General features: G+C 44.8%; 9 protein-coding genes and 1 pseudogene. 2 read left to right on the forward strand and 8 right to left on the reverse strand.

Features of this window, described 5'->3' with window-relative positions; genetic code table 11:
• Positions 1-345 precede the first annotated feature (345 nt).
• The gene (locus tag QUA50_RS25350; protein ID WP_333267923.1) at positions 346-819 is read left to right on the forward strand and encodes a VOC family protein; all 474 of its coding nucleotides are present in this window, start codon (positions 346-348) and stop codon (positions 817-819) included.
• A gap of 1,853 nt (positions 820-2,672) precedes the next feature.
• On the opposite strand, the gene QUA50_RS25355 is transcribed toward QUA50_RS25350, so the two are convergent.
• The 7 genes from QUA50_RS25355 to QUA50_RS25385 all read right to left on the reverse strand — a co-directional run bounded on the left by QUA50_RS25355 (position 2,673) and on the right by QUA50_RS25385 (position 11,052).
• A complete protein-coding gene (locus QUA50_RS25355; RefSeq protein WP_333267925.1) occupies positions 2,673-3,941 on the reverse strand; it encodes a WcaI family glycosyltransferase in 1,269 nt (422 codons plus the stop codon).
• A gap of 161 nt (positions 3,942-4,102) precedes the next feature.
• Positions 4,103-4,540 carry an ATP-binding protein gene (locus tag QUA50_RS25360; protein ID WP_333267927.1) on the reverse strand — a complete coding sequence of 146 codons (438 nt, stop codon included), beginning with the start codon at positions 4,538-4,540 and terminating at the stop codon, positions 4,103-4,105.
• 546 nt (positions 4,541-5,086) lie between these two features.
• Positions 5,087-6,085 (reverse strand): sugar transferase, encoded by a 999-nt coding sequence (locus tag QUA50_RS25365; protein WP_333267929.1) that lies wholly within the window; start codon positions 6,083-6,085, stop codon positions 5,087-5,089.
• Between the two features lie 397 nt (positions 6,086-6,482).
• Positions 6,483-7,151, reverse strand: coding sequence for a DUF3318 domain-containing protein (locus tag QUA50_RS25370; RefSeq protein WP_333056576.1), 669 nt, complete (start codon positions 7,149-7,151; stop codon positions 6,483-6,485).
• Between the two features lie 759 nt (positions 7,152-7,910).
• Positions 7,911-8,966: a hypothetical protein gene (locus tag QUA50_RS25375; protein WP_333267931.1), complete on the reverse strand. Its 1,056-nt coding sequence runs from the start codon at positions 8,964-8,966 to the stop codon at positions 7,911-7,913.
• A gap of 218 nt (positions 8,967-9,184) precedes the next feature.
• Positions 9,185-9,583, reverse strand: coding sequence for a type II toxin-antitoxin system HicB family antitoxin (locus QUA50_RS25380; protein WP_333298930.1), 399 nt, complete (start codon positions 9,581-9,583; stop codon positions 9,185-9,187).
• Positions 9,584-9,642: 59 nt separating this feature from the next.
• Positions 9,643-11,052: a ferredoxin:protochlorophyllide reductase (ATP-dependent) subunit N gene (locus tag QUA50_RS25385; protein ID WP_333065577.1), complete on the reverse strand. Its 1,410-nt coding sequence runs from the start codon at positions 11,050-11,052 to the stop codon at positions 9,643-9,645.
• A 110-nt stretch (positions 11,053-11,162) separates the two neighbouring features.
• Between QUA50_RS25385 and QUA50_RS25390 the strand changes: the two genes are divergently transcribed.
• Entirely contained in the window at positions 11,163-11,453 is a 291-nt protein-coding gene (locus tag QUA50_RS25390) for a hypothetical protein (RefSeq protein WP_333267935.1), read from the forward strand.
• Between the two features lie 86 nt (positions 11,454-11,539).
• On the opposite strand, the pseudogene QUA50_RS25395 reads toward QUA50_RS25390, so the two are convergent.
• Positions 11,540-12,499: pseudogene (locus tag QUA50_RS25395) on the reverse strand (DUF5331 domain-containing protein); the annotation flags it as partial.

The raw sequence follows: 12,499 nt of genomic DNA on the forward strand, positions 1-12,499 counted from the left end.
TTAGATTTTAGATTTTAGATTTTAGATTGGGAAAGATTGACTGAGTACAAGTTTGGGACTATCGATTTTAGATTTTAAATTTTAGATTGGGAAAGATTGACTGAGTACAAGTTTGGGACTATCGATTTTAGATTTTAGATTTTAGATTTTAGATTGGGAAAGATTGACTGAGTACAAGTTTGGGACTATCGATTTTAGATTTTAAATTTTAGATTGGGAAAGATTGACTGAGTACAAGTTTGGGACTTTGGTACAGTTCGCTGTGCAGTATAAGCGGGCCGATCGGAAAAAAAGCAATCACAGGGGATTAAAATTACTTGAGCGATCGATTCTCTGAACAATGCTATGACATTTGAATTCGACCATCTTTTCATCCTTACTGATATTGGTGCTTCGGAAGCTAATCGTTTATCATCCTTCGGTTTAGTTGAGGGTTCATCTCGCATCCATCGCGGACAAGGTACAGCCAATCGCTGTATCTTTTTCCATAACGCAATGTTGGAATTGTTATGGATTCACGATCCAGAAGAGGCGCAGTTTGAGCCAATTCATCTGACTCGTCTTTGGGAGCGATCGGCAAATCGGAATAATGGTGCGTGTCCGTTTGGCATTTGTTTGCGTCCACCCAAAGCTTCTGAGGACACAGTTGCATTTTCTAGTTGGGCATATCGTCCACCTTATTTACAGCATATTCTATGTATGTGTAGTACACGCAATGTTATAGCTAGTAAGGTGCGGATACCCGTCAATCTGCAAATTTTATCAAATATGAAGCAGATCCGCACCCGGAGGATTAACACCACACAATATAGCTGGTAATGTACTTTATGAACCACCGAATATGCTGTATCTGAAACGATGAGGATCGCAATAGGAACAAATAGTGATGTTTTGACTGCTCCCATCCTTTTCCAAAAATCCTTTGGTAAAGGTCTCGATCAATACTCTGCCGATCGGGCATGAAAAATAAATAACTTAGGATCGTCAATTAAATAATTTCCCTTTTTTATTGTGGGATGGGCGTCCCGCCCGTCCACTCATGACGGGCGGGACGCCCATCCCACAACAAACATGAAAAGTGGATTTTATTTAATTCTCATTCCTTAATAAATTACTTTGGTTGGGAACGGCTCGATAATTCGATTCTTGCCAAAATTCCTCGAAAATAATTGACATTGTATTTGACAAATCATCAGCAGCCTCTCGACCAGTTCGATCGAATTTATTAAAGATATTTACCTTTTCAGACGATCTTCCTGTTTTAGTTTTTTAAACCAGAGATTTTACTAATTATTGAATTGTCAGAATTACTTTTTTACAAGCCTTGGCAATATGAGTAAAAAATCGATATTATTTCTTGATTGTATTTAGACGTAAACTGTGGAGCATTTAAACCATTAACGCTCCAGGTAAGGTGCGTCATTACAGAAGTGTTTCCCGCATAAGCGCGTAAGTGTTCACTCCTGACCACGAATTTTTTTATGGTATCCGCCACGTGATTTATCCGTGGAATCAATCGAAAGCATCTCAAATCGAAAACCCTCACGCCCCCGCATTTATACGTGGGGTCAATTCTTTCATCTAAAATCTAAAATCTCTTGACGCACCAGACAAGCCTCGTTACTGGTTTAAATGCTCCACAGCTTAGGTAGCTTTACCATAATTATCCTACCAGTTTTTTAAAGAGTCACAGGCTAATTAACTGGTATATTTACTATTTATTAATGTTATCTATCCTCGATTTTATTAACAATCATAAATTCAATGGGGAATTACTTTGCCGTGACCTAAACTCCAAAAATCATGAGCGAAAGTAGTGACAGGTTCATTTGTATAGAGAGTTCCCAGACGATACAAACTTCTTGAAATTTCTTTCTTTTTGGTATCAAAACGGTTGGATAGAATTGCTGGCTTCTCTATACTCTGCATGAAGTATAGCAATTTTTGAAAATTGAGCCTCCCGATTTTGATTGATTTCTATTGTTGGTTTTTTTTAGCTTTTCGTTTCACATACCCATGCTTTTTTAATAGTTTTGCAACTAAGGGGAGACTAATGGTAAAACCTGCCGCCCGCAATCCAGAAGCTATTTCTTTATGCGTAAAATTAGTTTCTTTGATTCATTCATTCATCTGGTATCCGGCTGTGAATTTTTTAAAAGTTATAAAAAGGCTGCATCAATGCCTATTTGAGTAGACAGAATACTTTGTCTTCCCCCTCCTTTCTTTCTGATCCTGGAACTATTGAGTGTCGGTTCGTCCATTTTTTCTAAATCTTCCCATCCCTTGATGAGGATATTTCCACTGCATCCCACAAGTTGCATTACATAGCTAATTCCACCCCACCCTAATTTTTGAGTTTAAGAAAGCTGCATACCTTATTTTATCCTTTTCTGATAAGGATTTATAAAATTTTATCATTTATGAGTCAATTGAATTAAATAAAACATGAGTTTAAAAGTTAATTATACTCTTTAAGTATAAAAATCTGTTGTGAGTCTATCTGTCTAGGAGTGAAAATTGTAATCTCACACTTTTTTCATAATATTCATTATAACCGATAACTCATCAATTTATTGATTTTTCATTCCTAAGTTGCTATTTTACACCGATCTTACTAATTTTATCTAGTCAACTGGATCGATTTCATTTACCGGAGCGCTCGCCCCTAGCGATCATTTCGGCAAAGGCTCCAATATTTTCTCACCATGACTCGCTGCCACCGCCGCAAATAAAGCTTCATAATGATTCAAAGCTTCCTCAAATCCGTAATTCTCTACAGCATAATTTCTGCCTTGCTCGCCCAAGGCATCCACCTTAGCAGGGTGCAGGTACAAATCCTCAACAGCCTCAGCCAAAGCCTGCGGATCTTCCGGCGCTACCACCACCCCGCCACCGCTTTGCTGCACTGCTTTCTGGGCCGTACCTGTTTCGGGAACCGACGCCAAAATTGCCCGGCCGCTGGCGAGAATTACTTGAATTTTTGAAGGCATATTGAAGTTAGTAACGCGGCGCTTTTGTACGACTAAACTAACATCAGCAGCAGCTAACAATTCCGGCAATTTTTCTCGCGGTTCAAATGGTAGCAACATTACATTATTAGCTTTGTAAGTTTCGCAATCTTGTTGCAAGCGCGCCAAGGCTGTTGATTCCCCCACAATTACAAAAGCAATTTCGGTTATGTGTTTCAAACGAGCCGCTGCTTGGACAACTGTTTGCAAGCCTTGAGTTAGGGCAATATTGCCAGCATAGAGAACGACAAATTTGCCCTTGAGTTTGTGAGTTTCTCGAAATGAGTTATTTTCCTTGGGTAAGGGCCGAATGAAATTCACATCAACCCAATTGGGAACGCAAACTATTTTTTCGGGGGGTACTCCCTGAGAGTGCAATTTTTTGACAAAACCGCTGTCGATGACGCTGACTTGGCTGGCTGTGCAGTAGGCCAATTTTTCCAAAGCGTCAGCAATGCGAACTAGCAGTCCGTTTTTTTTGACCAAGCCGACGCGCACGGCTGCTTCTGAGACGATATCCTGAACGTTGAGGACGATCGGGCAAGCGCGAATCCAGCCGTAAAAGGCGACTGGGACGCAAATCGGTAAAGGGGGCATTGTCGAGAAAATCACGTCGGGACGCCAGCCTCTGAAAGCTTGGACGGCGCTGGAGACGACAAAACTGCCGTCTAGCACAAGTCGGTCTAGGAGGCTGGGGTGGGGGCCGTTGACGCGCAGATAGCTGCGCTGAATTGTGACGCCGTTGTGTTCTTCGGTGAGGTAAAATTTGCCCTCATATTGCGGATAAATCCGGCGCTGCGGATAGTTCGGCATTCCTGTGACGACTCGGACTTGGTGGCCGCGCTTGACTAAGCCTTGCGCTAGTTCTGTCATCAGGGGGGCAATGCCGATCGGCTCTGGATAGTAGTTATAGGAATAAATTAGAATACGCATAATATTTATTTTGAAGCAAATTGTCCTCCAGTCGCGTGCATCGAGCCTGCACCCGCAGAATTGCAGACGATGTGGTTTGGTTCCAGGTAGGACAATAGGGAGCGAGGGGCTCTTCCACTGCTTGCGAAAGAAGCCGCCCTAACCGGGCGGGCATCGCGCCCTCAGCTAATGTTTTTTCGCATTACCAGGCAGTTGCGGCCATCGTCGGTACGGATATACCGAAGGTCGTCTGTGAGCTTGTACATGAACACCAGTCCCCTTTCTCCCTCTCTGTCCAAGGGATCGCGCTGCTCTTGCATAATCGAGTGCAGCTTTGCTTCTAAGTTGAAGGGTTGACCCCTGTCCCAAATCCTAATTTCTAAGTAATCGGCAAACACTTTTACCTCAATGTCTATGGGCGTTGTGGAGGGCAAGTTCTGGTGAGCGTGGCGGACAGCGTTTGTAAAGCCTTCGTTGATTATCAGCCGGCACTGCCACCAAAAATCCGCTGGTATCACGGGCAAAACGATATTCTCCAACCATTCCAAAACGGATGTTAAAGCATTCAGGTCTGTTTCAACCGGCAGGTGCCACTCGGCCTTTGGTTCCTTGTCTTTCATCTTTCTTCCCCCTGGTCGGCCCCCACCACCGCTGTACTCAGCGCCGGAGGGAGAGAAAAAGGAGGGCAAGGTCTTGGCAACATATTAGTTAAGTCAAGCTTGAGTTGAAGAAGCCCGTTTTGCCTCAAGGTGAGCATTCCTTTCGCACCATTTACTCGCACAGCAAATGAGAGACTTCCGATACTGTAACCCGCCTCGGTAGGGCGTTTAAATAGGGAAAATTTCCGAGTCAGCTTGGGAGGCAGTGATTTAAGCTTCGACTGTGTTAGCAGTCGCTACTTTTCTTAACACAGGTTAGTTCTTCTCGTCCTCGAAAATCATGCTGGGATCGTTCGAGTATGACTCGAACTCCTCAATTGCTAATTATTAATGCTCTGATTGCAGAGCGGACAACTAGCTGTGCATTTTCTGGGCGTGTGAATTTTAACACTTAATGCTAACGTAGGTATCGCTAGCGATCGTCTGCTTGACTAAGTATCGAGTTCGAGTTCCCGCCCCCCGTCGGCAACACCACCTCAAATTTAAGCGGTGGGTTGTTGAGGGTTCCTACACAGCGCCACTATTTTTGTTAAACAGGACTGTTACAGTTTTAACAATTAGTTTCAAGTCATACATCAGGCTCCAGTTTTGTTGGTATTTTAAATCTAAACGGATGACATCTTCAAAATCGCGGACTTGAGAGCGACCGTTGACTTGCCATTCGCCGGTCATCCCGGGCTTGACATCCAAACGCTGCCACTGAGGGACTTCGTAGCGCTCAACTTCGTCTGGGGTAGGCGGTCTGGTGCCGACTAGACTCATTTCGCCTTTGAGCACGTTCCAAAACTGCGGTAGTTCGTCGAGACTGGTCTTGCGTAAGATGCGCCCGACTTTGGTAATCCGCGGGTCGTTGTCATTTTTGAAAAATGCGCCAGAAGCCTGGTTTTTGATTTGGGCTTTCATAGCTTCGGCGTTGGTACACATCGATCGAAATTTCCAAATCCGAAATTGTTTGCCCATCCAGCCACAGCGGGTTTGACCGAAAAATATCGGGCCTGGATCGTTGATAGTTATGGCTGCGGCTATAGGTACGAACAAAATTCCTGTAATCATCAAACCGACAATTGCCCCAACGATATCTATCAGCCGCTTCACCCACGATTGCACTGAAGGGTGGGTCATCGGTAGCTGATTGTCCGAGGGCTTGGTCTCTGTGGGAGTTGAGGTTGGAGATGGCTGCTCGATCGTCAGCACTTGATCTAGGCTGGTGAGAGCAAATACTGCCATCACCTGTGGCTTGAGGCTTCGGAGCACCAAGTCACTCTCTCGCTGTTTGGCAAATTTCAGATTGCTGACTAAAGCACCTATCCCGCTACTGTCGATGAATGTCGTCTGACTGAAGTCTAGGACAATCTTGCTGGGAACGGTGCTGCCCGAAAAAAGTTGCTGACAGGTTGTCTTGAAGTTTACGGCTTCAAGTACGCTCAAGCGCACGGGTATGTGAACTGAGGGAATCTCGTCCGAGTACGTTACCCGAAAATCTGCCTCTGGGGTTTGACTGACCATGAAGTCCTGGTTTCAAATTTCAAGCTGATGTCTTTAGCCTATTCTGTCCTAGCAGCTCCACCTTTACCAAATATTCTGGTTAACAAAAGGCTAGCTTTATACAAACTTTACAAAAATGCCTGCCAACTCGCCCGCCGAGAATGATATCAAAGGCAAAAATAGACTTGAGTCTACCAGTGCCAGTTTTGGCCTAAAGATTTTTGAACATCGTCGAGGCCAAACTTTGACATCGGAATCAAGATTTTTGTGGATTCAGGCCGATTAATCTTGTCGTTAATCATTTTGGTGCGTGTCTTGCACCGGATAGCCATCGCAGTTAACAGTTAACAGCTAACACCGAAGTCAACAGTTAACGGTTAACTGGAAAACCCCCGTAACAAGCGTCGGGGGGATGAGCTTAAGAATTGTAGACGTTTTCTGACTGAGAGGTTTCGCGGGTGATGGGTTTGACTTTGGCTTTGGCTTTGGCTGCGTTGCGTTTGAGGGCCTGGAGACGAGCTTCGTATTTAGCCCGCTGCTGTTTTTTGGAGGTTTGCTCGATTAAGGTTTTTAAGGCGCTGCCGAGGCTTTTGTAGGCGTTTGGGAGAGTGTAGCCGAAGCGGGTGGCCAGGGCGAGGGCTTTTTCGTCGGCGTCTATTGCTTCTTTTAAACTTTTCTCTCCGTTGTTTTTTTGGTAAAGTCTCCAGCCGGAGACGCCGCACAGGGATAGGGCTAATAACAGCAGCAAGCCGTCTTGCACCCAAAGTTCGCCGACTGCGCCGCCTAAACCAATGGCGAGGGCTGCCATTTCCCAACCGTCTCTGGGGATGGTGTCGTTTTGGATTCTGGCGACTTCGTGCCAAAATAGGAGGTTGCGCTGATCCATTGCTAGCTGTTCCCAGCGGATCAGGTCTATTTGGATTTCTACCTGGTCTTTGCCTATTTCTTCGCTGCGGATCAGGGTAGGATTAACTTCTATTGTTTTTTCTACTGTTACCCAACTTTGGAGTTCTGGGGGCAGTATGTTTTTCAAGCGCCGGATCTCACTCATCTCGGCTCTTGCTGTAGAGGTTGCATAGGATGTCATAGCTCCGGCCTATTGATTTTGCAAAGGTTAATATGTGTATATTTCTGGAGTATAGCAAACCTTGAATCCAAATTTAGTCTAGTAAAGAGGGGTCGATCGACCAATACTTGCAAATTTACTTGATTTTAGTCTCAGCGGGCGATCGCAACTGCCGACTCGATCCTTGATTTTCGACTATTTCATCAACAGTTCGATTTCTTGTCGCAATTTCGACCAACCTGACAAAACTTCCGGCTGAGAAGTTATGCCTTTTTGAACTAAAACAACTCCGTCAAATACTTCAGAAAATCCCTACAAACCTCGCCGTAGAGCTTCATCGGTAAAACGCACTCCCCCCCGAACTCTACCTCTGTCAATCGGAGCTTTTAATAAATTCTTATGCTGTAAATGCCACAAGTCATAATCGACAGCTAATTTTAAAAAAATGGCGACAACTTAATCCGTGTAATATGAGTCTAAAACCTTGTTTTATCCTCCCTTACGCGATATCTTTTTAGGGAAAATAAAGTTTTGCAACTCTTCTTTTTGTCCGAACATCCTCTCTTTTTTTGCCTCATTTAACATTCATTTTTTTCTCTTTTTTTGCTACATGAGCGCGATGATCGCCCGCAGTCGGGTGTTCGATCGCGCACAGCAGTAGCCAATCGGCTCGCGCGCTGCTGGCACTAACTAATGGTCTACCCCCTCCCCTTTCCTTCTTGTAGTGGAATTACCACTTTTCGGGGATTTACACACATCATTCAGACGCGATTTAAATGATTAAAGTGACTTCAAAATACCGCTTTCCAACTGATAAATTGCTGCCATAATCCCGCTTTCAGGATTTGTGAGCAGCGACTTTTTGACATCTTTCAAGTATTCTACAATATGTTCCCGTAAAATCGGTCTTTCTACTTTGACTGTGTGATTGTAATCCCACAAATCCCAGATGATAATCCCGATGCCGACAATCGGGTCGATTAAACTTACTCCCAACTGACTAGCAACTGTACCGCCTGTTTTCGTTGCTACCTTGGCAGCGGCTTTGCTGGCAACTTTTGCGGTAACTTTACTGCCAACTTTAGCTGCAACTCCCAAAATTAAGGGTTTAGCAACCAAGTAGCCGCTGCCGCCAACTAATACTTTTAATGATAAATTCGAGACATTCCCTTTGTCGCTAATTGTGGTAGCAATATCGTTCAGATATTTGTCCCAGTGTACTTGCGGGATGCTATAATTGTTTTGAACTACTTTAACATTTTTGCTAACTTCTGATATATACAAATTAGCAGTATCTTGAGTGATTAATTGAAATCGCAGTTGAGCGTTTTTGGGTACGAGTACGCGGTTAGCAAATTCTCTTTGAAAGTCTTCGGTTAATTTTTCGGAAACAGCACGAGATGCTGCTGTCATATCAAATCTGTTGAGTACGGCAGATTTCACGAAATTAAAAGGTACGGTAAACTCCATCTTTTTTTGAGTGAAGTAATCAAAGTACCAATCGAGGAAACTATTGTCAACTCTTGCAATTACTTCGCTTTCCCATTTGTCCAATTCTTTTGAGGCGAAAGTTTCGGCTGTTATATGGGATTTTTGGATGGCGTTTTTAATGTCTTGGTTGACTTTGCTGAAATCGTGGGGCGGCGAGACTACAACTGCTGTGGTTCCGGTATTTGTTAGTGACTGGGAAATTAGAAAGTTACCTAATAGGGGAATGATGACTACTAAAATTACGATCGTCCAAATCATCGGTGTCACAGTTTTGATAAACTGACCGATAACTCTGAGGCGTTCTGTTTTCTCTGAATAGCTAATTTCTTCCTTGTCTTGACTCATGGCGGTTTCTCAACTGATGAGAGTTGGGCTAGTTCCGATTATAGGCGGCGTTTCCTGAATTGTGTTGCGGGCCTGTAGTCTGGGATTCTGGGAAGATTGGGGAAAAGTGCGATCGCACTCTTCATCCGCGTTAATCTGCGTTAATCTGCCTGCATCAGCGGTTCATAAAAAAATAAAAGAGCGATCGCCCTTGAACAGTGCCTCAAACTTGATAATCCTTATTTGATTATCTTGTAGCCTGCTTTACTTAACACAACCAGAATGTACTGGTCAAGACTAACTCCTTCCCTTTCCGCTTTTTCTGCTAAACTCAAATGTAGAGATTTAGGAATTTGCAACGATAAATTTCCGCTATACTCAATTTCCGTTGTAGGTAAAGGAATCTCATCTTCACACTCATAAGCTGTTTCTATCCATAATTCCCTAGCTTCCTGAATATTCTCCATCGCTTCCGACAAAGTTTCACCCTGAGACATACAGCCAGGAAGGTCTTTTATTATAGCTGTATAACCTTCAGGTTCTGGGTAAAAACTGATAGGATATTTCAGGATCGAGTAATAATCCAGAGATTTAAAATTGACTTTCATCCGCGTTAATCCGTGTTCATCTGCCCTCATCAGCGGTTCATAAAAAAATAGGGTGAGCAACACCCACCCTACTATCTTACTACAAACGATTAAACCTTCGCTTCTTTCTTCACCAAATCACCCCAACCCAAATCCTTCAGGGAATTATTCCGGCGCAGCGGACGAGTCACCAACTCCAGAATATCCCGCGCATTACCAAAGCCGTGAATCTGAGCAAAAGTAAACTCAACAGACCACTTAGTATTAATTCCCCGCGCTTCCAAAGGATTAGCGTGAGCCATACCAGTAATCACCAAATCAATATTCTGCTCGTAAATCCGCTGCAACTGATTGTAATTGTCCGGTTTCTCGACAATCCGAGGAGTAGGAACTCCCATCTCGTGACAAGTTTTTTCTAACAAAGCCAACTCGGCCGCTTGATAGCGTTTATCCATGTAAGGAATGCCAATTTCCGGGCAAGTCATGCCGCAGCGAATCAAGAAACGTGCTAAAGAAATCTCCAGCAAATTGTCGCCCATAAAGAAGACAGATTTACCGCGAATTATTTGCAGGTAATCTTCTAAACCCGCCCAAATTTGCGCTTCCCGTTCGTCCAAACCTTTTGGTTCAATTCCCAACACTGAGCAAATCTTTTCAATCCAAGCGCGAGTTCCGTCAGGCCCGATCGGGAATGGCGCACCAATTAGCTTACACTTGCGGCGGCGCATCAACGTAGAAGCTGTGCGCGACAAAAACGGATTCATGCCAGATACATAATAACCTTCTTCCAAGACTGGCAATTCAGTGTAGCGCTTGGAAGGAAGCCAACCGGAAACTTTGATTCCTTGCTTCTTCAATTCTAGAGTTAGCTGAGTGACAACCGGATCTGGCAAAGAACCGAAAAGTACCAGCGGTGTGTGCTTGACATATTCCGATTCATCTGCTGCAACTTCCTCTTTTTTCTTGCCGAAATTCAGCAGTTGAGAGATAGCATTGCGTTCTTGCTTCTGAGCTTCTACAACAGGAGCTTTGTCAGGGCATTTAGCAGCCATTGCCGCTAAAACGGTATCTTCCCCTTGAGTAAAGGCGTAATCCAAGCCGTTAGCGCGGGCTGTGACGATGGGAATGCCAATTTCGGCTTCGAGTTTCGGCGCTAACCCTTCCAAGTCCATTTTGATGATTTCGGTGGTGCAAGTGCCGATCCAAACAATTACACTGGGGTTACGATCGCGCTTAATTTGCAAGCACAGCCGCTTCAACTCGTCATAATCGTTTAACTGAGCGGAAATATCGCCTTCTTCCAACTCAGCCATCGCATATCTAGGCTCAGCAAAAATCATCACGCCCATTGCGTTTTGCAAGAAATAGCCGCAAGTCTTAGTACCGATGACCAAGAAAAAGCTATCTTCAATTTTTTGATAAAGCCAAGCTACGCAGCTAATCGGACAAAATGTGTGATAATTGCCTGTTTCGCATTCAAAGTTTAAAGCTTCCGGTTCATTAGTAGTAATAGCAGTCATATGTCAAATCTTCTCCCTTTAAATTGTTTTTAGTCTGAAACAGGACAGGCTCGCCTATCGAGGAAATTCCTGTATTTTGCGATCGCATCTCTTGCGGAGGACAAGCATCAGTGGTTTTTCAGGTTGTTTTTCCTCTCGAACGCGAACAGGTGCAGCGTCGAGAAAACACCTGTGAAAGTGCGATCGCGCTGAAGCAGCGAACAATAATAGAAATACCTGGTTTTGGCGTAATTGCTCTGAAAAATAGATGCAGCCCACTCAATATTTCTGCAGCAGCCACAGCATCCAAAATTCTGGCTAAAAAACTCTGCGCGAGGGCATACAATCCCTCACAGCAGGGATTTAGTTTACTTCAAATCGCTAAGGAAAAAAGCCTTTTGGCAGTTGTGAGTTGGAGCTAATTAAAAATTAACAACTCGCAACTCACAACTCACAAATAGAGCGGGAAACTTCAAGACTAGAAGAGACGCGGGCGATCGCAACAACCTCACTTAAAATCAGATAAAAAGCCGGAAATTTCTTCATCATCATCGTCGGAATCCAAATCGCCGAGACCTAGAGCATCTAAATCATCTTCGTCAGGATCTCCGGTAGTTGCTTCCCCCAGATCGTCGAGTCCGAGCTCATCGAGGTCATCGTCATCAGATACGGAGAAATCGTCAATACCGTCATCGTCTAAGTCGCCCAGATCCATGTCTAGGTCATCTGAGGTCGCTGTCCCAAAAGGATCGGGTATTTCTTCGGCGACAAACTCTTCATCTTCTTCCCCAAACGGATCGGAAATCCCCGATTCGAGATCTCCAGAGGTCAAAGTCCCAAATTGTGAGGCTTCATCTTCCTCGTCATCGCCGAGGTCGAGACCGCCCAAAGCCGAGGCTTCATCTTCCTCGTCATCGCCGAGGTCGAGACCGCCCAAAGCCGAGGCTTCATCTTCCTCATCGTCGCCCATATCAAAGTCAGATACGGCGTCTTCCTCATCGTCGCCCATATCAAAGTCAGATACGGCGTCTTCCTCATCGTCGCCCATATCAAAGTCAGATACGGCGTCTTCCTCATCGTCTTCGAGACCGAGACCGTCCAAAGCCGAGGCTTCTTCCTCATCCTCGTCCATGTCGAAGTCGGAGACCGCTTCTTCCTCGTCATCGCCCATGTCGAAGTCGGAGACTGCTTCTTCCTCGTCATCGCCCATGTCGAAGTCGGAGACCGCTTCTTCCTCGTCATCGCCCATGTCGAAGTCGGAGACTGCTTCTTCCTCGTCATCGCCCATGTCGAAGTCGGAGACTGCTTCTTCCTCAAACTCATCGAAGGATTCGTCGTCGGAGCTCAGTGCTGATGCCGCCGCAGCCAGACCGGCGGCTCCGGCGACTCCGGCGACTACTCCGGCTGCTGCTAACGCCGCACCGCCCAATTTATTAGATTTGGCATCAGCGGGTGCAGCAGTTGCAGT

Source organism: Microcoleus sp. M2_D5 (assembly GCF_036701935.1).
Lineage (GTDB): Bacteria > Cyanobacteriota > Cyanobacteriia > Cyanobacteriales > Microcoleaceae > Microcoleus.